Genomic DNA, 21,859 nt, shown 5'->3' with positions numbered 1-21,859 from the left:
GGGTCGGGCTCATGCGCGCCGGTCGAGGGTGGCGGAGGCGAGGACCCGGTCGCCGTCGTACAGCACGAGGGTCTGGCCGGGTGCGACGCCGCGGATCGGCTCATCGAGGTCGACCGTGATGCGCTCGGAGTCCACAGCGGTGACGACGGCGCCGGTGGCGGCGCCGTGAGCGCGGATCTGCGCCTGCACCCGTCGGCCGACCTCCAGGTCCTCGAAGGGGATCAGATCGGCGGCTTCGAGGGTGCGGGTGGACAGCAGTTCAGCCGCGCCGACCACCACCTGGCGGGTGTCCGGCTTCACATCCAGCACGTAGCGGGGGCGGCCGTCCTGGGCGGGCTGCTGCAGGCCGATGCCCTTGCGCTGCCCGATGGTGAAGTTGTGGGTGCCGCGGTGCTCGCCGAGGACCTCACCCTCCGGGGTGACGATCTCGCCGGGGGCCTCCCCGAGGGAGCGTTCGAGGAAGCCGCGGGTGTCGCCGTCGGCGATGAAGCAGATGTCGTAGGAATCGGGCTTGTGGCCCACGCCGAGGCCGCGGCGGTCCGCTTCGGCGCGCACCTCGGCCTTGTCGGCGAAGCGGCCGAGGGGGAACATGGCGCGCTTCAGCCCCTCCGGGCCCATGACGGCGAGGACGTAGGACTGGTCCTTGGCGTCATTGGCGCTGCGGTGAAGGGAGGGCGCGCCGTCCGGGCCGTCGGTGCCGATGACGGCGTAGTGACCGGTGCAGACGGCGTCGAAGCCGAGGAGGCGGGCGCGGTCCATGAGCGCTTCGAACTTGATCCGCTCGTTGCAGCGCACGCACGGGTTGGGGGTGCGGCCGGCGGCGTATTCGGCGAGGAAGTCCTTGACCACGAGGTCGTGGAAGTCGTCGGAGAGGTCCCACACGTAGTAGGGGATGCCGATGTGGTCGGCGGCGCGGCGGGCATCGGAGGCGTCCTCGACCGTGCAGCAGCCGCGTGACCCGGAGCGGGTCTGGTCGCGGTTCTTGGACAGCGCCATGTGCACACCGACCACATCGTGGCCGGCTTCCTTCGCGAGCGCCGCGGCGACTGCTGAGTCGACGCCGCCGCTCATCGCTGCCAGGACCTTCATGCACTGCCTCCCGGGTGTCGCTGCCGCCCGCGGGTGCGCACGGGCCGCGCACGAGTCTAGGTTTCGCGCCGCCCTGCGCGAAAGCGAACGTGAGCTGACTGCCTCAGGCGAACAGCCGCCCCATGGCGCGGCCCCGCTCGAGCGCATCGGGCAGCGCCTGCAGCACCGCGTCCACATCCTGCTCGCTGGAGGTCCAGCCGAACGAGAAGCGGATGGCGCCGCGCATCAGCGACTCCTCGAAGCCCATCGCCTCCAGCACGTGGGACGCCTGCGTGACGCCGGAGGAGCAGGCGGAACCGGCGGAGCAGTCCACCCCGGCCTGGTCGAGGACGAACAGGACCGCATCCTGCACAGCGCCGGGGAACTGGACGTGCACGATGTGCGGGGCGTGCGGCGAATCCTCCGCGGTGAACACGGCATCGGCGTCGATGGCGCGGATGCCGGCGCGCAGCCGCTCCGCGAGGCTTCCCAGGCGCGCCTGCTCCGCAGCGGCATCAGCGAGGGTCTCGCGCAGCGCGGCGGCGAAGGAGGCGGCGTGCGCGGCGTCCAGGGTGCCGGAGCGGATGCCGCGCTGCTGACCGCCGCCGGTGCCGACGGCCGCCAGCTTCACATCGGGCTGCGCCACGAGCACCCCGACGCCGACGGGCGCGCCGATCTTGTGCCCGGACAGGCTCATCAGGTCGACCGTGTCGAAGTCGGGCAGCTGCACATGCCCCGTTGCCTGCACCGCGTCGGTGTGGACGGCGGCGCCGTACCGGTGGGCGAGGCCGGCGATCGCGCTGAGGTCCTGCACCACACCGGTCTCGTTGTTGACCAGGGCGGCGGAGACGAGGGAGGCGGGGGCTCCGTCGGACCGCGCCTGGTCGAGCGCGGTCTCAAGCGCCGTGAGATCCATGGTGCCGTCGCGGTGCACGGGCAGAAGGCGGCCGTTGAGCGCCTGGACGGTCTGCACCACCGCCGGGTGGTCGGTGGCGAGGCCGAGGACGGGACCGAGGTGGGCGGCGCCGCGCAGCGCGAGGTTATCGGCTTCGGTGCCGCCGCTGGTCATGATCAGCCAGCTGCGCGGCACACCGAGCTGCTGCGCGATCTCCTGCAGGGCGTCGTCGAGGATGCCGCGGACGCGCCGACCGGACGTGTGCACGCTGGTGGGGTTGCCGAGCGCACCGGCGGCGTCGACGAGGGCGTCGCGGGCGGCCGGCCGCAGGGCGGTGGTGGCGGAATGGTCGAGATAGGTGCGATTGTTCACCACGGTTTGTCTGGTCCTTCGTCTCCGGAGCCGCCGTCCGGTGGGGGTGCCTGGTCGCCGGTGGTCGTGCCCTTGTTGCGGTTGTTCAGCTCGTCCTCCCGGTCCTGGTCCGGGTTCGACGGGGTCGGGTCGTCGGCCGGGTCACCGGAGCCGTCGCCATTCGGGTCCTTCGTGGGGTCGTCGTTCGGCGGCTGGTTCCCGTCAGCCGGTTCATCGGTGGGTTCCTGCTGGTCGCCGCCGTCACCGGGGTCCTTCTCCGGGTCGCCCGGGTCGGTCTGGTCGCCCTTGTTCTGCTCGTGGGAGCGGCGCTGCTTCTCCCCCTCGATGCCGCGCGAGGTGGAATCAGTGGACTCCTGGTCCTCGTTGTCCTTGCGCTGATCCGACTGGGGCCCGCAGGGGGCGAGCACCTCCTGGGCGCGCTCAAGCTCCTTCTGCGCGGCCGACGCATCCATCGTGCGGGACTTCTCCGCGATCGCGATGGCGAGGTTGTTGCGGATCTTGCACTGGGCGTGCGGCGGCGCGTTGAGGTCCTTCGCTGTGGACCACAGCCGGAGGGACTCCGTCAGCTCCGCTTCCGCTTCGGCGTACTTCTTGTCCTTCAGCAGGGCGGTGCCCTCGGTGAGGTGCGGCAGGTACGGTTCGAAGACGTTGCCGACCTTCACTCCGGTCAGGGCGGAGACGGTTCCGCTGTAGTCCCCGGCGCGGTAGCTGGCGAGAGCGGACGCCTGCACCATCGGCATGGTGGCGACGCGCACGCCCAGCAGCAGCAGGAGGATCAGCGGCAGCGCCGCGATCGCCAGGCAGATCCTCCTGGCCATCGACACCTTCGCGGGGTCGGTGCCGTAGGAGCGCTGGTCGCGGCGGGTGCGGCGACGTCCTCGTGCGGTCGTACTCATGCGTCCTCCTCCCGGCGGCGGCGCGACCGGGGCAGGCGCCGCACCATCGCCGCCAGCTCCCACACCGCCAGAGCGCCGAGCGCGATCGCGGGGATCCAATACCAGTCCTGTCCGGAGTCCAGCGGGCTCGCCTGTGTGCTGTCGATGGTTCTGAGCTCGACGCCGCTCGCCGCGTCCTCGAGGCTCTGCCCGGGCTCGGTGCGATGGATGTACGGCACCCCGAGCTGCGCGGCGGCCTCCTTCAGCACGCCTTCGTCGAGGCGGGAGCGGCCGGGCTGACCGCTGGAGTCGGTGACGACCTCACCATCGTCCTTCCCGCCGTGCACCCGCATGGTGCCGCCGGCGGTGGTGCCGTAGCCGAGGACCGCGCCGGCGTCGATCATGTCGCCGGAGGAGAACGGGACGGACTGCTTCCCGTCGGTGTTCTCCCCGTCGCTCATCACGATGACGATGATCTGCGACTCCGGGTCGTCCTCCGCGGTGCGCCGCACCATGGTGTCCAGGGACGCCTGGGCGCGGTCGATGTTGGAGCCGCTGGAGAAGCCCGGCGGTTCGGGCCGCATGGTGTCGAACCATGCCTGCACCGCGGTGGAGTCGGTGGTCAGCGGCAGCTGACGGGAAGCGGCGGAGTCGAAGGAGATGATGGCGAAGCGCGCCCCGGCGAAGCGGTCGGTGATCTGCGCGGCATCGGCCCGCATGCCCTCAACGCGCCGCTTCGAGCCGTTGTAGTCCTCCGCGTTCATCGACCCGGTCTGGTCCACCACGAAGATGACGTTCGCGTTCTTCCGTTCGGTGGCGATCACATCGCTCGGGCTGAACGGCCTCAGCGCGATCACCAGGAGCAGCAGCACCATCAGCAGGCGGCGCGCCCACGCCAGACGCAGGCGCGGCCGGCGGACCAGCATGACGACGCAGACCACGAGCAGCGGCAGGAGCAGCGTCATCAGCGCCAGGGGCGGAATGATCGGCAGGAACTGGAGGTTCATCGCTGCCTCCAGCCCACGGCCACCACACCCACCATCGCCAGGAGGCTGGCGAGCCAGAACGGTGCGGGATGGTCCGTGTAGTAGGAGCGCTTCGCTCCCCCGGTCTTCGCGGCCTGGGACTTCTGGATCTCCGCCACGATCGTGTCCACGCTCTGCGCGCTGCCGGTGGTCCACATTCGACCGCCCGTGCGCTCGGTCTCGGTGCGCAGCTCCTCCAGTTCGGCGCCGCCGATCACACTGTCCGGTGCAAGGGTGTACACGGTGGCGCCGCGGCGCTTCGCCGCCTCCATCGCCTCCGGCAGCTGGTACAGCGGAGTGCCGGCCAGCTGGTTGTCAGTCGCGAAGATGATGAAGCGGGAGCGGGACTCATCGGACCGGTCGAACTGCTGGGAGCAGGAGACGAGGCCGTCGCCGATCAACGAGGATCCCGCGCCGGTGGACTGGGATGTGGCGCGCAGCTGCTCGAGCAGGGCGTCTCGGTCGTTCTCGGTGGCCTTCGCATCGCCCTCGGCGGTGGTGCTGGACTGTCCGCCGATCAGCTGCGCGCCCGCCTCCAGCTGGCGACGGCTCATCAGGTAGTCATGGGTCAGGGGGAACACGGTGACGGCGCGGCTGTTGAACACCGTGAGACCGACGCGTTCGCCGTCGAACCGCTGCACGATTTCGTTGAACGTCATCAGCAGGTCCGCATCCACGGCCGACATCGACCCCGACACGTCCAGGCACAGCACGATGTCGCGGCTCTGCGTGGACGGCTGCTCCACCCGTTCGGTCGCCAGGCGCCCCGACAGCAGGGCGCTGGTCAGCACCAGTGTCGCCGCGAGCAGGACGGAGGTGGCGGCCAGCATCAGGGCGATGCGCCGCGACCGCTTCACCGCGGGCAGGGCGTCCACATAGGCGGAGTTCGCCACGCGGATCGTGGGCCGCTTGGCCCGTGCCCGGCGGAACCGCAGCGCGATCAGCGCCGCGATCAGACCGACGCCGAGGATGATGAGAGTGACCCACCACAGCACCATCACCATGCGCGGATCACCTCCCGCGCCTCATGCAGCGATTCGTCCATCTGCGCGCTCGAGGCGAGTGAGAAGCTCGGTTCGTACAGCCGGCCGATGAGCTCGCCCATGCGGCCGAGCTCCGGGTCGCGGCGCACCGCATCCAGGTGCTCGGTGTCGATCGCGATGCCGGAGGTGCGGCGGACGAACAGGCGCAGCAGCGCGACCAGCTCCTGGTGGGCCTCGCGGGTGCCGATCTCGCCCGCGTCGAACCGGCGGCGCAGGTCAGCGAGCACCCGGAGGAACTCAGCCTTCACGGTGTCGGACTCCGTGGGCCGCTTCGCCCAGGCCGCCCGCTCCGCCGCCCACCTGGTCACGAGACGGATCGCCAGCAGGGTGCCGATGATCGCCAGCAGGCATAGCAGCGCCAGGATCGGCCAGGCCACGGAGTACTGCGGCGGTTCGATGATCTCAACGCCGTCCATGCGGCCTCCTCGGTGCGCGCAGCAGTCGGATCATGTCATCGACCACGCTGTCGGCGCCGTCGGTGAGGGCGTGGGCGATGTGCAGACCGTCCAGCATCGCAGTGACCTGCTGTTCGCGGGCCTCCCGGTAGCGCTGCACAGCTCGCCGCACCGCCGGATCCCGTCGGGTGTAGTCCAGCAGGTCGTGGTCGGCGTCGGTGTCCTCCACGCTGTGGGTCAGTCGGTCCGGCTGCAGCGGGTCGGCGTCGCGGATGCGCAGCACGAGCAGGTCGTGGCGCCGCGCCAGCAGCCGCATGTCCGCCTCCAGGTCCGGGGATGGGCGCGCCTCGTCGGTGATGAACAGCAGCAGGGACGGCCGACGGATCCAGCGGTGCGCCCGCTCCAGCAGCCACCGGTCGTCCCCCTCCCCCGCCTGGGCCGTGGTGGCGCGCTGAACGGTGCGCAGCAGCAGCTCCAGGTGGGCGTCCGAGGACCGCATCGGCAGGGTCTCCGGGGCGTCCGCGGTGCCGGCCACCAGTCCCACCTGGTCGGCGTGCTGTCGGGCGGCGAAGCACACCAGGCCCGCCGCGAGCAGCATCGCCTCGAGCTTGTCGGTGCCGTCGGCGGCAGTGGCGGACATCGACTGGGAGGTGTCCGCAATGATCGCGATGTGCCGGATCCGCTGTTCGGTGAATCGGCGGATCAGCGGTTCACCGGAGCGGGCGGTCGCCTTCCAGTCGATGTCGGAGATGCGGTCGCCGGGCTGGTACGCCTTGAGGTCGTCGAAGTCCTCACCGTGGCCCGTGAACAGGGAGGTGCCGCGGCCGGTGATCAGGCCGCGGACCTTGCGGGAGGTGTGCAGGTCCACGCGGGCCTGCACTCGGGTGAGCAGCGACTGCGACATCGGCGATCGGACTCCGTCGGTGCTACGGCTGCGGGACGGCGGCGAACACCGCGTCGATGATGGATTCGGTGCTCATGCCGGCCGCGATGGCATCGAAGGTCAGCACGAGGCGGTGACGCAGCACCGAGTGGGCGAGGGCGCGCACGTCCTCCGGGGTGACGAAGTCGCGGCCGTGCAGCAGCGCATGCGCCTGCCCCACCCGCATCAGAGCGAGGGACCCGCGCGGAGATGCGCCCACGCGCACCGACTGCGTCAGGTTCTCGATCGGGCGGGGCCCGGTGCCGCGCGTGGTGAAGATGAGGTCGATGATGTACCGCTTGATCGCCGGATCCACGTAGACCCGGTCCACTGCGGACTGCAGGAAGCGGATGTCCTCGAGGCTGACGGTCGGAGCCGCGGCCCGCGGGGCGGTCAGCTCACCGGAGGTGGAGCGGTCCAGGATCGCGTGCTCGTCGCGCGGGCTGGGGTAGGTGAGGATCTCCTTGAGCAGGAATCGGTCCATCTGCGCCTCGGGGAGGACATAGGTGCCCTCCTCCTCGATCGGGTTCTGGGTGGCGAGCACCATGAACGGGTCCGGGAGGCGGAACAGTTCACCGCCGATGGAGGTCTGCCGCTCCTGCATCGCCTCCAGCATCGCCGACTGGGTCTTCGCGCTGGACCGGTTGATCTCATCGAGCAGCACGATGTTCGCGTGGACGGGTCCGAGCTGGGTGGTGAACTCGCCGGTACCGTAGTTGTAGATCTGGGTGCCGAGGATGTCGTTCGGCATCAGGTCCGGGGTGCACTGGATGCGGGCGAAGCTACCGCCGATCGCGGTGGCGAGCGCCTGCGCAGCGGTGGTCTTCGCCAGGCCCGGGACGGACTCCAGCAGGATGTGACCGCCGGCGGCCAGGGAGGCGACGAGTGCGAGCCGCAGACGCTCCTGGCCCACCACGCGGGAGCGGAAGGTGGCGGAGATCCGTTCGATGACGTCGTCGGCGCGGTTCTGCTCCGCAGCGCTGAGCGCCCGCTCGACCGGTTCGAACGGGCGGCCCTGCGCTGTGCGGTCCGGGGCCGCAGTTCTCCGGGCGGACGCGGACGGGTCCTGCTGGGACGCGGCCTGCTGGGAGGGGGCCTGCTGAGCGGGCGCCTCCTGGCGGCGCCGGCCGGTGCGGGGCCTGTCCCAGGGCTGCTGCTGGGGGTCCGGAGTGCTCATGCGGGTCCTTTCGCGGGGTGTGGCCGGCGCGTCGGCGCCGTCAGCGGTGACGGCTTGGAACAGTGGGTCAGAACATCAGGCGGGCGAGGCGGCGACGAGCAGCGCCCACACGCTCATCGTCCGCACCGACAACGTCGAACAGGTCGAGCAGGCGCTCGCGCAGGCGGTCGCGGGTCTCCGCGTCGGCGGCTGCATAGCGGTCGAGGATGCGGCCGAACGCATCGTCCACGTGCCCGCCAAGCAGGTCGAGGTCCGCCCCCAGGAGCTGGGCATCGAGGTCCTCAGGCGCGTCGGCGGCTGCACGGCGGCCCTCCTGCAGGTCCACCTCGCGGGTGCGCTCCATCAGGCGGGTGGTCGCGGCGCCGCGCTTCGCCTCCGGATCACCGGGGTGGGTCTCCAGGTAATCCTCGAACGCCTTCTGCGCTCCGGCGAGGTCGCCGTTCTGCAGCAGGGTGGTGGCGTGCTCCAGCTCCGGGGGCAGCTGAGCGGCAGCGGGGGCATCCGACGGGGCCTCCCCCACCGACATGCCCTCCTGCGCCGCGAGCTGAGCCAGCTGCTCCATCACGGACTGCAGCTGGTCGTCCGCGACCGCGCCCTCGAACAGGGGCTGGATCTGGCCCTTCATCATCAGCATGGCAGCGGGCAGGGACTGCACGCGCAGCGCAGCCGCTACGCGCGGCTGCTGATCCGCATCCACGAGCGCCAGGCGGATCGTTCCCGCATGGCGCCCCACAGCGGCGCGCACCGCATCGACGAACGAGGCCCCGCCCTGGACCCGAGCGCTGGTGACGAGCAGGAGAGTCAGCTGCTGCTGCGAGGAGTCGATCAGGCCCTGCAGGTCCTGTTCGCTGACGGAGACCTCGTCGGCCAGCGGCTGGGAGGTGCCGGCGGCGCTGTTCTCCTTCTTCAGCGAGCTGAAGTCCATCACACCATAGGCGTCGGTCATCGTGGAGGGTTCTCCTTGTCTGGGGTTCGTGTCGGTCGGGCGTGCCGCGTCCGCGCGGAGCACCGGTCAGCTGCCGCTGGCCTTCAGCAGTACCTTATAGCCGGCGATCGGCTGGATCTTCTCGCCGGTCTGGTCCTTCGCCGGAATGTGCAGAGCGATGGTGGAGCCGTAGGTGCGCACGAGCTCCTTGGTGAACGTGTGGCGGCCCACCAGCTTCGCCAGCACCGTGTCCGCGCCGTACTCCACCTGACCGGAGCTGACGCTGAGCCGCCGGTTCGAGGTCAGGGTGGTCATGACGATCGCGCCGCCGTCCACCGTGCGGATCCCGAGGTACTCCTGCTCGTTCGGGGTGTACTCCTCCCGCACCTGTGCGATCTGGTCCCAGTCCACGCCTTCGTTGATCTGTTTGCGCTCGGTCTGGATCTCCGCGTGGTTCTCCTCGAGGAACGGGTCGGTGGCCACCACATCGTCCTTGTCCGCGTTGTCGTGCCCGTCGGTGAGCACACGGCAGTACAGGGCGATGGCGTCCTTCGGCGACATCAGCAGTTCAGCGTCGTCCACGGCCACGGCTTCGGACCCCGTCGGGATCGGGGCCACCGTCGGCATCTTCACGTTCGCCAGCTGACGCGCCCAGCCCCAGGAGACGAAGCGGGAGGAGTCGGAGGCGTCCTCCTGCTGCTCGAAGCCGACGAAGAACGGCAGGCCCTCGCCGTTCTCAGCGTCGGCGACGGCCAGGGCGTAGCGGGCCCCGCCCTGCGCGTCGGTCGCGATGCCGATCTTCACGGCGTCATCGGGGCGGCTCAGCTTCGGTGCGCGGTCCGGATCAGCCTTGAGGGTCTCCTCGCCCACCTTCTTCATGATCTCGTAGCTGGCGGTGCGCTCAGCCAGTGCACTGCCGGCCACGATGGGCGACAGCAGCTTCGGATCCTTCTTCTCGTCTGCGGTGGTGAGCGCCTTGTTGAGCTCGGTGAGCAGATCGGCGAGCTCCGATTCGTCGAGGGCGGAGGGCGGGGTGGTGGGCGTGGGGCTCACCGACGGGCTCGGGGCCGCCTTCTTCGTCGAGGACGAGCAGGCGGCGAGGCCGCCACCGGCCGCGGCAAGGGCACCGAACGACAGAATCGAACGGCGCGTCAGGTGCTGAGTCATCTCTTCTCCCACATAGTCGGTCCAGCCGCGGGCGTCGTCGAGGCCCCGGGCCGTGGAAAGAGTCTTGCACGAAAACCCCGCACGCTTCGAGATCTGCGCCCACAGCCGAATCGGGGATCACTCCCCGCCGCGCGACGGGGACGGCGACGTTGGGCTCCCCGGCGCGCTCTCACGTAGGCTGAGCGGGTGCGATTAGTGGTTGCAGAATGCTCAGTTGACTACACCGGCCGACTCACGGCCCACCTCCCCCGCGCCCCGCGCCTGCTCATCGTGAAGGCCGACGGCAGCGTGCTCGTCCATTCCGACGGCGGCAGCTACAAGCCGCTGAACTGGATGGCCCCGCCGTGCACCCTGCGGGTCGCGCTGCCCGAGGACGACGGGCGCGCCCAGGACGCCGAGGACGGCGACTGGGTGGAGGAATGGACCGTCACCCACGGCAAGACCGGTGACACCCTGCGCGTGCAGGTCCACGAGATCCTCTCGGACACCAGCCACGAGCTCGGCGTCGACCCCGGGCTGATCAAGGACGGCGTCGAAGCGCACCTGCAGGCCCTGCTGGCGGACAACATGGACGCCCTCGGCGACGGCTGGTCCTTGGTGCGCCGCGAATACCCCACCGCCATCGGCCCGGTCGACATCCTCGCCCGCGACCCCGAGGGCGGCTGCGTGGCCATCGAGATCAAGCGCCGCGGCGAGATCGACGGCGTCGAGCAGCTCACCCGCTACGTGGACCTGCTGAATCGGGACCCGCTGCTGGCGCCCGTGCGCGGCGTGTTCGCCGCGCAGGTGATCAAGCCGCAGGCCAAGACCCTCGCCGGTGACCGCGGCTTCGACTGCGTCACGCTCGACTACGACGAACTGCGGGGTATCGACGACAAGGAAGCGAGACTGTTCTGATGGCCACCATCATCATCGGCCGCGCGGTCGTGGACGGCCGCCTGCTGGAAGACGCCCACATCATCATCGACGGCGGCACCATCCACTACGCCGGCCCGGCCGACGGAGCCCCCCACGCCCCCGCAGGCATCGAGGAGATCATCCACAGCGGCCTGATCCTGCCCGGCCTGATCGACATCCACAACCACGGCGGAGGCGGCATCGGCTTCCCCGACGCCATGGACGTCGACGACGCCCGCACCGCCATCGCCGAACACGCCCGCCACGGCACCACCACACTGGTGGCCTCCCTCGTCACCGCCGCGCACGCCACCCTGCTGGAGCGCATCGGCACCCTCGCTCCCCTGGTCCGAGGCGGCGAACTCGCCGGCATTCACCTGGAGGGGCCGCACATCTCCCAGGCCCGCCGCGGCGCCCACGACCCAGAGCTGATCCGGCCGGGCTCCGTCGGCGCTCTGAAGGAGCTGCTGGACGCCGGTGACGGCACCATCGTCACCATGACCCTCGCCCCCGAGGACCCCCAGGTGGACCCCATGAGCGAGGCGCTGATCGAGGCGGGCGCCCTGCCGAGCTACGGCCACACCGACTGCTCCGCGTACCAGATGCTCGAGGCCATCGCGTTCAGCCTGCAGGCCGGTGCGATCCCCACGGCGACGCACCTGTTCAACGGGATGCGCCCCATTCACCACCGTGACGCCGGCCCCGCGTTCGCCTGCCTGGACGCGTCGGCCCGCGGGGACATGGTGGTGGAGCTCATCGCCGACGGGGTCCACACCTCCGCCGACACCGTGCGCTTCGTGTTCGACCTCGCCGGTGAGGACATGGTCCTGCTGATCACCGACGCAATGGCCGCCACCGGCATGGCTGACGGCTCCTACCGTCTCGGCTCCCTTGACGTCACCGTCGCCGACGGCACGGCCCGCCTCACCCACGGCGGCTCGATCGCCGGAGGCACCGCACATCTGCTCGACATAGTCCGCTTCGCCGTGCGCGACGCCGGCGTGGACCTCGGTCAGGCCGTCCGCGCCGCCAGCTCCACACCCGCACGGGTGCTCGGACTGTCCGATCGGGGTGCGCTCAGCACCGGTCTGCGGGCCGATGTCGTCCTCACGGACGGGGACCTGCGGCCGGAGCGTGTGATGCGCGCCGGCCAGTGGATCTGATCCGCTCCCACAGCGTCCACCGACTGCGGCACGGGGCCTGGGCGGAACCAGCTCGTCAGTGCACGAAGTCGCCGCGGGCCGGCGCTGACTCCATCCAGGCGCCGAGCGCGTAGGACGCCGCCGGAGGCATCTGCATCTGCACCGCGGGTGCCGTTCCGGTGCGCGCGATCTCGCCCCGCACCCAGCTGTCGGACCCGTCGGCCTGCTCCCTGGCGACATCCTCGATGTCATCGCGCCGGATCACCAGCCCCGCCGTCAGCAGGAAGCCGATCGTGCGGTGCCAGCGCAGCTCATCGGTGGCGAACCGGAGCGTCCCATCCCTCCAACAGGCGCCGCGCCGCGGCTCGGGCCGCAGCACAGAGCATTCCACCCCGCCGCGCGAACGCGTCACGACGATGGCGCGCACCAGCATGACGAGCCCCAGAACAGCGATGAGCGCCCCGCACGCTTCGAGAAGAAGGAACGGGGCGCTCATCGGTTCAGGCGTGGTGAACGCTGGTCAGGCAGCCGTCAGCTCATTGGCCTCGTCCACCACGACCTTGACGGTCGAGTGATCCACGGACACGAACCCACCGGTCACCTGCATCGCGAACTGCGAGCCGTCGGCCCGGGTGATCTCGACGATGCCCGGCTGCAGAGCGGCCAGGACAGGCGCCATGTTGGGCAGGAGGCCCATAGAGCCGTCGGCGGCGGGGACGCGCACGTAGCTCGCCTCGCCCTCCCAGACCGTCTGGTGGGCGGTGACGAACGTGACGCTGAGCATCGACGCTGACATCAGTTGAGGCCCTTCTGGATGGCGTCCCACTGACGCATGACGTCTTCGATGCCGCCGCAGTTGAAGAACGCCTGCTCGGCGATGTGGTCGAAGTCGCCGTCGCAGATGCCCTTGAAGCCCTCGATGGTGTCGCGCAGCGGGACGTCGGAGCCGTCCACACCGGTGAACTGCTTTGCCATGTGGGTGTTCTGCGAGAGGAACTGCTGGATGCGCCGAGCGCGCGCCACGATGACCTTGTCCTCCTCGGACAGTTCGTCGACGCCGAGCATCGCGATGATGTCCTGGAGCTCCTTGTTGCGCTGCAGGATCTGCTTCACGCGCACTGCGGTCTCGTAGTGGTCGTCGCCGATGTAGCGCGGGTCCAGGATGCGCGAGGTCGATGCCAGCGGGTCGATGGCCGGGTAGAGACCGCGCGAGGCGATCTCACGGCTGAGCTCCGTGGTGGCGTCGAGGTGCGCGAACGTGGTGGCCGGGGCCGGGTCGGTGTAGTCATCGGCCGGCACGTAGATCGCCTGCATCGAGGTGATCGAGTGGCCGCGGGTCGAGGTGATGCGCTCCTGCAGAACGCCCATCTCGTCCGCCAGGTTCGGCTGGTAGCCCACGGCCGAGGGCATACGGCCCAGCAGGGTGGACACCTCGGAGCCGGCCTGGGTGAAGCGGAAGATGTTGTCGATGAACAGCAGCACGTCCTGCGACTGCACATCGCGGAAGTACTCCGCCATTGTCAGTGCGGACAGGGCCACGCGCAGACGCGTGCCCGGCGGCTCATCCATCTGGCCGAAGACCAGGGCGGTCTTCTCGATCACGCCGGACTCGGTCATCTCTTCGATGAGGTCCCAGCCCTCACGGGTGCGCTCGCCGACGCCGGCGAACACGGACACACCGTCGTGGTTGTTGGCCACGCGGTAGATCATCTCCTGGATGAGCACGGTCTTGCCGACGCCTGCGCCGCCGAACAGGCCGATCTTTCCGCCCTGCACGTACGGGGTGAGCAGGTCGATCGACTTGATGCCGGTCTCGAACATCTGGGTCTTGGACTCCAGCTGGTCGAAGTTCGGCGCCTTGCGGTGGATCGGCCAGCGCTCGTTGACCTCGAGCTGCTGCCCTTCTTCGACGTTGAGGACGTTGCCCACCACGTCGAACACCTTGCCGAGGGTGAAGTCGCCGACGGGCACCGAGATCGGTGCACCGGTGTCGGTGACCTCCTGGCCGCGGACGAGGCCGTCGGTCGGCTTCAGCGCGATGGCGCGGACCATGCCGTCGCCGAGGTGCTGGGCGGTCTCGAGGGTGAGGGTGTGGCGCGCCGCGCCCTCATCGGTGGGCAGCTCGACCTCGGTGGTCAGAGCGTTGTACATCTCCGGGATGTTGCCCGGGGGGAATTCGATGTCGACGACGGCGCCGGTCACGCGTGCGATGCGACCGGTGGCCGTCTTCGACGGTGCGGTTTCGATGGTGGTCATTGTGTTCTCCAACATGCTCTGTCTGACTCAGCGTTCTTTTCGGCCGGAGGAGCTCAGGGCGTCGGCACCGCCGACGATCTCCGTGATCTCCTGGGTGATCTCCGCCTGCCGGGCCGAGTTGGCAAGACGCGTGAACTTCTGGATCTGGGTCTCGGCGTTGTCCGTCGCGGTCTTCATCGCCTTCTGCCGGCTCGCGTGCTCGGACGCGATGGACTGCAGGAGGATGTTGATGATGCGCGACTCCACGTAGCGCGGAACGAGCTCGGCGAACACCGACTCCGGATCCGGGCTGTACTCGTACAGCGGGAACGTCTCGCTGCTGTTCTGCGCGGCCTGGTCGTCGCCGTGCAGGCTGAGCGGCACGAGACGAGCGATCCGCGGCTCCTGGCGGAAGCGGTTGTGGAACTTGTGCCCCACCACGTACAGCTCGTCCAGGTGCTCCGACGGATCCTCGCTGAGCAGGGCATCGCGCAGCTCGCGGGCGATGGTGAGGCCGACCTCAGCCATCTCCTCCTCGCGGATGCCGGTCCATGCCTTGTGCGGCGGACGGTTGCGGAAGCGGTAGTACGACTCGCCCTTGCGGCCGACGACGTACATGACCGGTTCCTTGCCCGCCTTGCGCAGCTTGTTGCCGAGCATCTCCGCTTCGCGGATGGCGGACGGCGAGTACGAGCCCGCCATGCCGCGGTCAGCCGTGATCAGCAGGACGCCGACCCGGTTGCTGCTCGTGCGATCGTGCACCAGGAACGGATGCTCCGCGTCCTTCGTGTGCTGGACCACCGATGCGATCGCGTCGGTGATGGCGTCCGCATACGGAGTGGTCGCGAGCACACGGGCGTGGGCCTTGGAGATGCGCGCCGCGGCGATCATCTCCTGAGCCTGGAAGATCTTCTTCATGCCCGTGGCGGACGAGATCCTCTTCTTGTACTCCCTTTGCTGGGCTCCCATGAAACTCCCTCGTGACTATCGAAATCGAACGTGACCCGATGTCACTTCTGGGACGACCCCAGGATGGAGGTCTGCTCGATCCTGTCGTCGCTGACCTCGCCCTGCTGGTCGTAGACCGAGGAGCCCTGCTTCTCAGCGAAGTAGTCGCGCTTCACGTTCTCGACGATCTGGGTCAGCTCGGCTTCGGTCTCATCGGAGAACTTGCCGGACTCGCGGATGGTGGAGAGCACGGACCCGTTGTGACGCAGGTACTCGTGCAGGCGGGACTCGAACTCGCGCACGTCCTCCACCTCGACGTCGTCGAACTTACCGGTGGTGCCGGCCCAGATCGACACGGTCTGCTCCTCCACGGGCATCGGCTGGCCCTGGCCCTGCTTGAGCAGTTCCATGAGGCGAGCGCCGCGGTTCAGCTGCTGCTTGGAGGCGGCGTCGAGGTCCGAGGCGAACATCGCGAAGGCCTCGAGGTCGCGGTACTGCGCGAGCGAGATCTTCAGGGTGCCGGACACGGACTTCATGGCCTTGACCTGGGCGGAGCCGCCCACGCGGGACACCGAGATGCCCACGTCCACGGCGGGACGCTGGTTGGCGTTGAAGAGGTCGGACTGCAGGAAGCACTGACCGTCGGTGATGGAGATGACGTTGGTCGGAATGTAGGCCGAGACGTCGTTCGCCTTGGTCTCGATGATCGGCAGGCCGGTCATGGAGCCCCCGCCCATGGCGTCGGAGAGCTTCGCGCAGCGCTCGAGCAGGCGGGAGTGCAGGTAGAACACGTCACCGGGGTAAGCCTCGCGGCCCGGCGGACGGCGCAGCAGCAGGGACACGGCGCGGTAGGCCTCGGCCTGCTTGGAGAGGTCGTCGAAGACGATGAGGACATGCTTGCCCTCGTACATCCAGTGCTGGCCGATGGCCGAGCCCGTGTAGGGCGCGATGTACTTGAAGCCCGCCGGGTCGGATGCCGGAGCGGCGACGATCGTGGTGTACTCCAGGGCGCCGGCCTCTTCGAGGGTGGCGCGCACGGAGGCGATGGTCGAGCCCTTCTGGCCGACGGCGACGTAGATGCAGCGCACCTGCTTCGAGGGGTCGCCGCTCTCCCAGTTGGCCTTCTGGTTCAGGATGGTGTCCACTGCGATGGTGGTCTTACCGGTCTGGCGGTCACCGATGATCAGCTGGCGCTGGCCGCGGCCGATCGGCGTCATGGCGTCGATCGCCTTGATGCCGGTCTGCATCGGCTCCTTCACGCTCTTGCGCTGCATCACCGTGGGGGCCTGCAGCTCGAGGGCACGACGGCCCGTGGTGGCGATCTCGCCGAGGCCGTCGATCGGGTTGCCGAGGGCGTCGACCACGCGGCCGAGGTAGCCCTCGCCGACGGGGACCGACAGGACCTCACCGGTGCGGCGGACTTCCTGGCCCTCTTCGACGGTGGCGAAGTCGCCGAGGATGACCACACCGATCTCGGTCAGTTCGAGGTTCAGGGCCAGGCCCAGGGTGCCGTCCTCGAAGCGAACGAGCTCGTTCGCCATCAGGTTGGGCAGGCCCGTGACACGGGCGATGCCGTCGGCGGTCTCCGAGACTCGGCCAACTTCTTCGCGGTCGGTTCCACCAGGCTGGTAGGTGGACACCGCGGTGTTCAGAGCGTCCCGGATCTCTTCGGGACGAATCGTGAGCTCAGCCATCGCGCTGCTCCGCTTCCTTTTCTCTACCCGGCAGGACCGGGACGCTTGTGTTCGTTGCTTGGGGTGTCACGCCGAGAGCCTCGACCGCGCCTCGGTGAGGCGCGAGAGGACCGTTGCGTCGTACAGGTCGTCCCCGACCTGGACTCGCATCCCGCCGATGACATCCGGCGAGACCTCGAAGTTCATCTGGACGCTCTGGCCGAACTTGGCGGCCAGGATCTCGGAGAGGCGCGACTGCTGCCTGTCGGAGAGCTCGGTCGCGCTGGTGACCACCGCGAGGAGACGGCGCCGCCTGTCAGCGGCGAACTCTGCGAAGTGCAGAACCCGTCGGGATGCCTTCATCTCAGCGTCTGCGCCGACGGCCTGCACGGCCAGAGCGACGGTCACCGGGTCGACTCGGCCCTCGAGGAGGCGACGGGCGATGGAGCGGCGTGCGCCCGCATCGTCACGATGCTCATCGAAGGCAGCGGTCAGCTCGGGCTCGGAGTCGATGAGGCGGGAGAACTGGAACAGCTCCTCCTCCACCGTCTCGAGCCGGCCGGCCTTCTCGGCCTGGGACAGCAGGGCGGATGCGCCTGCTGCCTCGAGCGCGTCGAGGATGTGGTTCTGCTCCGACCAGGGGCGGCGCACAACCTCCTCGGTGAGCTCGAGGGCTTCGTCGGACGCCTTGCCCTGGATCAGGGTGCGCACCGCGGTGCTCTTCAGTTCGGGGTCGCGGCCCGGATCGCTGAGCAGGCGGACCAGCTGGTTGCTGGTGTCGACTGCTGCGGCGATCTGGAAGAGCTCGGAGGCGAGCTCCTCCATGGACTGGGAGGAGCGTGCAACGACGTCCTCAGTCCGGGAGAGCACATCGGCGAGCGATGCGGCGGATGTTCCTCGCATGGTCACCTTCTTGTCACTTGGCGGTCGTAGACGACTCGAGGTCGTCGAGGAACCGGTCGATCACTCGGCTGGAGCGCGCGTCATCGGTCAGCGATTCGCCGACGATGCGGGAGGCGAGCTCGCTGGCCATGGTGCCAACCTCACCGCGCAGCTGGGCTGCGGCGGCGGTGCGCTCGGCGTCGAGCTGCTGACGACCGGCCGCCAGGGAGCGCTCGGCCTCGAGGTCTGCGCGCTGCTTCGCCTCGGCGATGATGCGCGCACCCTCCTGACGGGCGCCCTCGCGGATCTCGGCTGCCTCGCGGCGAGCTTCGGCGAGCTCCTGCTCCTGGGTCTCCTTCAGGCGGGAGACCTCCTGCTGGGCCTGCTCGGCCTGCTGGAGACCGCCCTGGATCTTCTCTGCGCGCTCATCGAGCACGCGGTTCATCTTGGGAAGGATGAACTTCATGAAGACAAGAGCGAAGATCACCAGGAAGAGCAGGGTCCAGATGATCTCGGACCACGCCGGGATCAGCAGAGCTGTTCCCGGAACGTCTTTCGCGGCGATGTTCATGGATGGAATCCTCGTCAGGCGGATCAGGAGAAGATGAGGCCGGTGACGATGGCCAGCAGGGTCAGAATCTCGGTGAACGCGATACCGATGAACATGGTGGTCTGCAGCTGACCGCGCAGCTCGGGCTGACGGGCGGTTGCCTCAGCGGTCTTGCCGACGATGATGCCGATGCCGATGCCCGGGCCGATGGCGGCCAGGCCGTAGCCGATCGACGCGACGTTACCGGTGAGCTCGGCGAGGATGGTCGGTTCCACAGGGTTTCCTTTCGGTTTGCCGCCCCGGGTCCGGGACAGGCGGTGAGGTTATCGGGAAGAAGAGGTGATCGATCAGTGCTCGTCGCTGGTGGCCATGTTGATGTACACGGCCGACAGGATGGTGAACACGAACGCCTGGAGGGCGGCAACGAAGATCTCGAAGCCGTAGATTCCGATGGCGAGTGCGCCGGACAGCGGCGACACGGCCATCAGCCAGGTGCCGCTGAGCAGCAGGCCCTGGGTCAGGGAGATGAAGACGACCAGCATCATGTGGCCGGCGACCATGTTGGCGAGGAGTCGGATGGTCAGCGACGCCCAGCGGATGATCGCAACCTGCAGGAACTCGATCGGGATGAGCAGCAGGTAGATGGGCTTCGGGACGCCCGGGGGCATCGTCTCGTGCTTGAGGTAGCCGCCGAGGCCGTGCTTCTTGACGCCGAAGATGATGTAGGTGACGAAGGTCCACAGGGCCAGCATGAGCGGCAGGCCGATCACGGAGGTGCCGGCGAGGTTCATGCCGGGGATGACGCCGCCGAGGTTCATCGCGAAGATCATCACGAACATGGTGATGAGCATCGGGGAGAACTGCCGGCCGCGCTCGGAGCCCATGACGGAGTCGATGATCTGGGTGTTCACGAACTCGATGATGAGCTCGAAGATCGACTGGATGCGGCCCGGGACGAGCTTCGCGCGGGAGGCGATGAGGTAGGTGCCGACCAGGACCACCACGAGGATGATCAGGCGGACCAGCTGGACGCGGTTGAACTCGAAGGGGGTGCCGGCGAAGAGGATCGCGTCCGGGAAGAACTCTCCGAGGGTGGGGGTGTGGTAGAGCTCATCGCCTGAAGCGGCGAGTTCGGGCGAGGAAACGTCAGCGGTCAACAGCTCTAACTCCCATGTGTTGCGGGCCGAGATTGCCTGGGCAATACGTCAACGTCGATGTTGATTCGTGCGGCCTGAGGTCGGTCCTGGCGCGCGGTCGACGCGCCGATTGCACTCGGATGAGCATACCAGAGCCCGTCGGCGACGCCGCGTCTCAGATCAGACGTTCAGTCGCGGTGTGTGGCGCATCATAAGACTGATCTCCACCACGGTCGCGACGACCGCCCCGGCGAGCAGCGCGATTCCGATCCACGGCATCGACACCGACGCACTGCCCCGCACCAGCAGCAGAACGGCGATCAGCACGATCATCTTCACCAGCCATGAGCCGAGCACCGCGGAGGCGAGGGCGCCGAAGCCGCGGTGGGTGGCGAAGCGCGCCGTCAGCAGGGTCGGCACCGTCACCACGAGGGCGAGTACGGTGCCGAGGACCGCTCCCCACAGCTCGGCCCGGTCGAATCCGACGGCGGCGATGCCGATGACGAGGAGGTCCAGCACCACACCGACCGCGATGCCGATCGCAGCGGCGCGGGTGAGTGCGATGTTGGTCTCCCCCAGCCGGGGCGGGGCCGACGGGTTCTGCTCAGCGGCGTTCATGCTGTCCTTTCCTGGCGCGCAGCGCTTGGATGCGGGAGAGGGGATCGGCGGTGAGCACGATCGCGGCGAGCAGGCCGATCACGGCGACGCTGACGGCGATGGTGCGGGTGAAGAAGACGGGTGCCAGCAGGATGGCACACACCACAACGGTCCACAGGTACATGATCAGCACTGCCCCCACCTTGCTGTGACCGATCTCAAGGAGCCGGTGGTGCAGGTGCATGCGGTCCGCGTGGAACGGCGACTTGCCGCTGCCGACTCGGCGGATGACGGCCAGGACCATGTCCAGCAGCGGCACGATCATCACCCCGATCGGCAGCAGGATCGGCAGGAACTGGCCGAACACGTCCACGGTGGACAGCTGCGCCGGATCCACCTGGCCGGTGACGGCGATGGTCGCGGCGGACAGCAGCAGGCCGAGCAGCAGCGCCCCGGAGTCCCCCATGAATATCCGTGCTTTGGAGAAGTTGTGCGGGAGGAATCCGAGGCAGGCGCCGATCATCACCGCGGCGATGAGGGCGGCGAGGGAGGAGAAGTCGGTGGAGGAGGAGTCGCGGGTGAGGATGTAGGCGTAGAGGAAGAACGCGCCACCGCCGATCGCCATGACGCCGCTGGCGAGGCCGTCGAGGCCGTCCACGAAGTTGACGGCGTTCATGCAGCCGATGATGACCACCGCTGTGAGGATCAGCGCGGAGCGCGGGCTGAGGAGAGTGACGCCGCCGATGGGGAGGCTGGCGAGCTGCACGCCCTGCCAGGCGAGGAAGAACGCGATGAGGGCCTGACCGGCGAGCTTCGTGACCCAGTCGAGGTCCCATTTGTCGTCCAGGGCGCCGAGCAGGCAGATCAGGCCGGCGGCGATCAGGATCGCCCACGCCTGGAACGACTCGGCGAACAGTGGTGCGAGGAACTTCGTGCGGGAGGCGATGAGCATGGCGACGGCGACGCCCGCGAACATGGCGACGCCGCCGAGCCGGGGGGTGGGGTCCTTGTGGACGTCCCTCTGTCTGACGGCCGTCATCGCACCGAAGCGGCGTGCCACCAGTCGCGCTGCGGGGGTCGCCAGGAAGGTGACGGCCGCCGAGACGAGCAGGAGGAAGAGGTAGACCCTCACGTGTCTGCGCGGTCTCCGGAGTCCGGTGCCGTCGGCTGAGCGTCATCACCGGGCTGCTCTGCTGGGTCAGCGGCCGGCGAGAGCTGGTCGGCAGCCTCAGCGTCACTGGGTTCTGCAGCGGCGGGCTCAGCGTCGTCGGTGTCGGGGCCGACGGGTTCCGGGGACGCGAAGATGTCACCGAGCTTCTCGATGATGGTGTCCTTCGCAATGGCGCCGTGGCGGAGGATCTCCGGCGGTTCCACCGTTGCGTCGATGATCGTGGAGGACTCGCCGCCGGCGGAGCGGCCGCCGTCGAGGTAGATGCTGACGGACTCGCCGAGCTGAGCGGCTGCAGCGGTCACCGAGGTGGAGGCGTCGCGTCCGTGCTTGTTGGCGCTGGACACGGCCAGCGGGCCGGTCCGCTTCAGCAGGGCGAGCGCGGCCTCGTCATCGGGCATGCGCAGGGCCACCGTGCCGCGGGATTCGCCGAGGTCCCACATCAGGGACGGCTGGGCTCGGACGATCACGGTGAGAGCACCGGGCCAGAACGCATCGGCGAGGTCCTCCACAACGGCGGGAATGTCCACGCCGAGGGCGTGCAGCACGTTCTGGTCGGCGATGAGAACCGGCGGCGGGTACTCCCGGCCGCGGCCCTTGGCGTCCAGGAGCGCCTGCACGGCGTCGTGGTTGAACGCATCGGCGCCCAGTCCGTACACGGTGTCGGTGGGAAGGACCACGAGCTCACCCGCGCGCACGGCGGCGGTTGCGGCTTCGACGGCTTCGTCTCGGGAGCCCTCGTCCCGGATGTCATAAACGCTCACGGC

General features: G+C 69.0%; 24 protein-coding genes. 2 read left to right on the top strand and 22 right to left on the bottom strand.

The window, feature by feature from the left end; all coding sequences use genetic code 11:
• Positions 1-9: 9 nt before the first annotated feature.
• From mnmA to R3I40_RS03345, 10 genes are all read right to left on the bottom strand, one after another.
• The gene (mnmA, locus tag R3I40_RS03390; protein ID WP_285262058.1) at positions 10-1,089 is read right to left on the bottom strand and encodes a tRNA 2-thiouridine(34) synthase MnmA; all 1,080 of its coding nucleotides are present in this window, start codon (positions 1,087-1,089) and stop codon (positions 10-12) included.
• 103 nt (positions 1,090-1,192) lie between these two features.
• Positions 1,193-2,338 (bottom strand): cysteine desulfurase family protein, encoded by a 1,146-nt coding sequence (locus R3I40_RS03385; protein ID WP_239375009.1) that lies wholly within the window; start codon positions 2,336-2,338, stop codon positions 1,193-1,195.
• Entirely contained in the window at positions 2,332-3,231 is a 900-nt protein-coding gene (locus R3I40_RS03380; RefSeq protein ID WP_259923215.1) for a hypothetical protein, read from the bottom strand. Before R3I40_RS03380 ends, R3I40_RS03385 begins: the two co-directional genes overlap by 7 nt.
• A complete protein-coding gene (locus R3I40_RS03375; RefSeq protein WP_183373947.1) occupies positions 3,228-4,217 on the bottom strand; it encodes a vWA domain-containing protein in 990 nt (329 codons plus the stop codon). Before R3I40_RS03375 ends, R3I40_RS03380 begins: the two co-directional genes overlap by 4 nt.
• Positions 4,214-5,239, bottom strand: coding sequence for a VWA domain-containing protein (locus R3I40_RS03370; RefSeq protein ID WP_285262057.1), 1,026 nt, complete (start codon positions 5,237-5,239; stop codon positions 4,214-4,216). The genes R3I40_RS03375 and R3I40_RS03370 overlap by 4 nt, the downstream gene beginning before the upstream one ends.
• Positions 5,233-5,694 (bottom strand): hypothetical protein, encoded by a 462-nt coding sequence (locus R3I40_RS03365; protein WP_259923217.1) that lies wholly within the window; start codon positions 5,692-5,694, stop codon positions 5,233-5,235. The genes R3I40_RS03370 and R3I40_RS03365 overlap by 7 nt, the downstream gene beginning before the upstream one ends.
• Complete coding sequence (locus tag R3I40_RS03360; protein WP_285262056.1) at positions 5,681-6,577, bottom strand: DUF58 domain-containing protein; 897 nt, start codon at positions 6,575-6,577, stop codon at positions 5,681-5,683. Before R3I40_RS03360 ends, R3I40_RS03365 begins: the two co-directional genes overlap by 14 nt.
• Positions 6,578-6,599: 22 nt before the next feature.
• Positions 6,600-7,772, bottom strand: a complete 1,173-nt coding sequence (locus R3I40_RS03355) for an AAA family ATPase (RefSeq protein WP_285262055.1) — start codon at positions 7,770-7,772, stop codon at positions 6,600-6,602.
• Positions 7,773-7,839: 67 nt separating this feature from the next.
• Entirely contained in the window at positions 7,840-8,718 is an 879-nt protein-coding gene (locus tag R3I40_RS03350) for a co-chaperone YbbN (protein ID WP_183373939.1), read from the bottom strand.
• A gap of 66 nt (positions 8,719-8,784) precedes the next feature.
• A complete protein-coding gene (locus tag R3I40_RS03345; protein ID WP_285262054.1) occupies positions 8,785-9,864 on the bottom strand; it encodes a DUF8094 domain-containing protein in 1,080 nt (359 codons plus the stop codon).
• Positions 9,865-10,050: 186 nt separating this feature from the next.
• Here R3I40_RS03345 and nucS point away from each other — a divergent pair, with 186 nt between their 5' ends.
• Complete coding sequence (gene nucS, locus R3I40_RS03340) at positions 10,051-10,761, top strand: endonuclease NucS (RefSeq protein ID WP_183373935.1); 711 nt, start codon at positions 10,051-10,053, stop codon at positions 10,759-10,761.
• Complete coding sequence (locus R3I40_RS03335; protein WP_285262053.1) at positions 10,761-11,924, top strand: N-acetylglucosamine-6-phosphate deacetylase; 1,164 nt, start codon at positions 10,761-10,763, stop codon at positions 11,922-11,924. The genes nucS and R3I40_RS03335 overlap by 1 nt, the downstream gene beginning before the upstream one ends.
• A gap of 55 nt (positions 11,925-11,979) precedes the next feature.
• On the opposite strand, the gene R3I40_RS03330 is transcribed toward R3I40_RS03335, so the two are convergent.
• From R3I40_RS03330 to R3I40_RS03275, 12 genes are all read right to left on the bottom strand, one after another.
• Positions 11,980-12,399, bottom strand: coding sequence for a DUF2550 family protein (locus tag R3I40_RS03330; protein ID WP_285262052.1), 420 nt, complete (start codon positions 12,397-12,399; stop codon positions 11,980-11,982).
• Between the two features lie 24 nt (positions 12,400-12,423).
• Positions 12,424-12,699, bottom strand: a complete 276-nt coding sequence (locus R3I40_RS03325) for a F0F1 ATP synthase subunit epsilon (protein WP_183373923.1) — start codon at positions 12,697-12,699, stop codon at positions 12,424-12,426.
• Positions 12,699-14,159: a F0F1 ATP synthase subunit beta gene (gene atpD / locus R3I40_RS03320; protein WP_285262051.1), complete on the bottom strand. Its 1,461-nt coding sequence runs from the start codon at positions 14,157-14,159 to the stop codon at positions 12,699-12,701. The genes R3I40_RS03325 and atpD overlap by 1 nt, the downstream gene beginning before the upstream one ends.
• A 27-nt stretch (positions 14,160-14,186) precedes the next feature.
• Positions 14,187-15,107, bottom strand: a complete 921-nt coding sequence (locus tag R3I40_RS03315; RefSeq protein WP_259923224.1) for a F0F1 ATP synthase subunit gamma — start codon at positions 15,105-15,107, stop codon at positions 14,187-14,189.
• Between the two features lie 41 nt (positions 15,108-15,148).
• Positions 15,149-16,780 (bottom strand): F0F1 ATP synthase subunit alpha, encoded by a 1,632-nt coding sequence (gene atpA / locus R3I40_RS03310; RefSeq protein ID WP_183373917.1) that lies wholly within the window; start codon positions 16,778-16,780, stop codon positions 15,149-15,151.
• A gap of 66 nt (positions 16,781-16,846) precedes the next feature.
• Complete coding sequence (locus R3I40_RS03305) at positions 16,847-17,662, bottom strand: F0F1 ATP synthase subunit delta (protein ID WP_183373915.1); 816 nt, start codon at positions 17,660-17,662, stop codon at positions 16,847-16,849.
• Between the two features lie 13 nt (positions 17,663-17,675).
• Positions 17,676-18,212, bottom strand: coding sequence for a F0F1 ATP synthase subunit B (locus R3I40_RS03300; protein WP_183373914.1), 537 nt, complete (start codon positions 18,210-18,212; stop codon positions 17,676-17,678).
• Positions 18,213-18,235: 23 nt separating this feature from the next.
• Positions 18,236-18,466, bottom strand: a complete 231-nt coding sequence (gene atpE, locus R3I40_RS03295; RefSeq protein ID WP_183373912.1) for an ATP synthase F0 subunit C — start codon at positions 18,464-18,466, stop codon at positions 18,236-18,238.
• Between the two features lie 72 nt (positions 18,467-18,538).
• Positions 18,539-19,348 (bottom strand): F0F1 ATP synthase subunit A, encoded by an 810-nt coding sequence (gene atpB / locus R3I40_RS03290; protein WP_221187078.1) that lies wholly within the window; start codon positions 19,346-19,348, stop codon positions 18,539-18,541.
• Between the two features lie 159 nt (positions 19,349-19,507).
• On the bottom strand, positions 19,508-19,945 hold the full coding sequence (locus R3I40_RS03285) for a Cg1360 family ATP-synthase-associated protein (RefSeq protein ID WP_239375036.1): 438 nt from the start codon (positions 19,943-19,945) through the stop codon (positions 19,508-19,510).
• Positions 19,932-21,056 carry a glycosyltransferase family 4 protein gene (locus R3I40_RS03280; RefSeq protein ID WP_259923225.1) on the bottom strand — a complete coding sequence of 375 codons (1,125 nt, stop codon included), beginning with the start codon at positions 21,054-21,056 and terminating at the stop codon, positions 19,932-19,934. Before R3I40_RS03280 ends, R3I40_RS03285 begins: the two co-directional genes overlap by 14 nt.
• Positions 21,053-21,856, bottom strand: coding sequence for an L-threonylcarbamoyladenylate synthase (locus tag R3I40_RS03275; protein ID WP_259923226.1), 804 nt, complete (start codon positions 21,854-21,856; stop codon positions 21,053-21,055). The genes R3I40_RS03280 and R3I40_RS03275 overlap by 4 nt, the downstream gene beginning before the upstream one ends.
• Positions 21,857-21,859 lie beyond the last annotated feature (3 nt).

This window comes from Helcobacillus massiliensis (assembly GCF_033106145.1).
In the GTDB taxonomy this organism is placed as follows: Bacteria; Actinomycetota; Actinomycetes; order Actinomycetales; family Dermabacteraceae; genus Helcobacillus; species Helcobacillus massiliensis.
Note: the sequence above shows the minus strand (reverse complement) of the source record. Positions and strands in the feature narration are given on the sequence as shown.

Excerpts from the sequence above, each read along its gene's own strand:
- mnmA (WP_285262058.1), bottom strand. The coding sequence starts at position 1,089 with ATGAAGGTCCTGGCAGCGATGAGCGGCGGCGTCGACTCAGCAGTCGCC.
- R3I40_RS03380 (WP_259923215.1), bottom strand. The coding sequence starts at position 3,231 with ATGAGTACGACCGCACGAGGACGTCGCCGCACCCGCCGCGACCAGCGC.
- R3I40_RS03375 (WP_183373947.1), bottom strand. The coding sequence starts at position 4,217 with ATGAACCTCCAGTTCCTGCCGATCATTCCGCCCCTGGCGCTGATGACG.
- R3I40_RS03370 (WP_285262057.1), bottom strand. The coding sequence starts at position 5,239 with ATGGTGATGGTGCTGTGGTGGGTCACTCTCATCATCCTCGGCGTCGGT.
- R3I40_RS03365 (WP_259923217.1), bottom strand. The coding sequence starts at position 5,694 with ATGGACGGCGTTGAGATCATCGAACCGCCGCAGTACTCCGTGGCCTGG.
- R3I40_RS03360 (WP_285262056.1), bottom strand. The coding sequence starts at position 6,577 with ATGTCGCAGTCGCTGCTCACCCGAGTGCAGGCCCGCGTGGACCTGCAC.
- R3I40_RS03355 (WP_285262055.1), bottom strand. The coding sequence starts at position 7,772 with ATGAGCACTCCGGACCCCCAGCAGCAGCCCTGGGACAGGCCCCGCACC.
- R3I40_RS03350 (WP_183373939.1), bottom strand. The coding sequence starts at position 8,718 with ATGACCGACGCCTATGGTGTGATGGACTTCAGCTCGCTGAAGAAGGAG.
- R3I40_RS03345 (WP_285262054.1), bottom strand. The coding sequence starts at position 9,864 with ATGACTCAGCACCTGACGCGCCGTTCGATTCTGTCGTTCGGTGCCCTT.
- R3I40_RS03335 (WP_285262053.1), top strand. The coding sequence starts at position 10,761 with ATGGCCACCATCATCATCGGCCGCGCGGTCGTGGACGGCCGCCTGCTG.
- R3I40_RS03330 (WP_285262052.1), bottom strand. The coding sequence starts at position 12,399 with ATGAGCGCCCCGTTCCTTCTTCTCGAAGCGTGCGGGGCGCTCATCGCT.
- R3I40_RS03325 (WP_183373923.1), bottom strand. The coding sequence starts at position 12,699 with ATGTCAGCGTCGATGCTCAGCGTCACGTTCGTCACCGCCCACCAGACG.
- atpD (WP_285262051.1), bottom strand. The coding sequence starts at position 14,159 with ATGACCACCATCGAAACCGCACCGTCGAAGACGGCCACCGGTCGCATC.
- R3I40_RS03315 (WP_259923224.1), bottom strand. The coding sequence starts at position 15,107 with ATGGGAGCCCAGCAAAGGGAGTACAAGAAGAGGATCTCGTCCGCCACG.
- atpA (WP_183373917.1), bottom strand. The coding sequence starts at position 16,780 with ATGGCTGAGCTCACGATTCGTCCCGAAGAGATCCGGGACGCTCTGAAC.
- R3I40_RS03305 (WP_183373915.1), bottom strand. The coding sequence starts at position 17,662 with ATGCGAGGAACATCCGCCGCATCGCTCGCCGATGTGCTCTCCCGGACT.
- R3I40_RS03300 (WP_183373914.1), bottom strand. The coding sequence starts at position 18,212 with ATGAACATCGCCGCGAAAGACGTTCCGGGAACAGCTCTGCTGATCCCG.
- R3I40_RS03285 (WP_239375036.1), bottom strand. The coding sequence starts at position 19,945 with ATGAACGCCGCTGAGCAGAACCCGTCGGCCCCGCCCCGGCTGGGGGAG.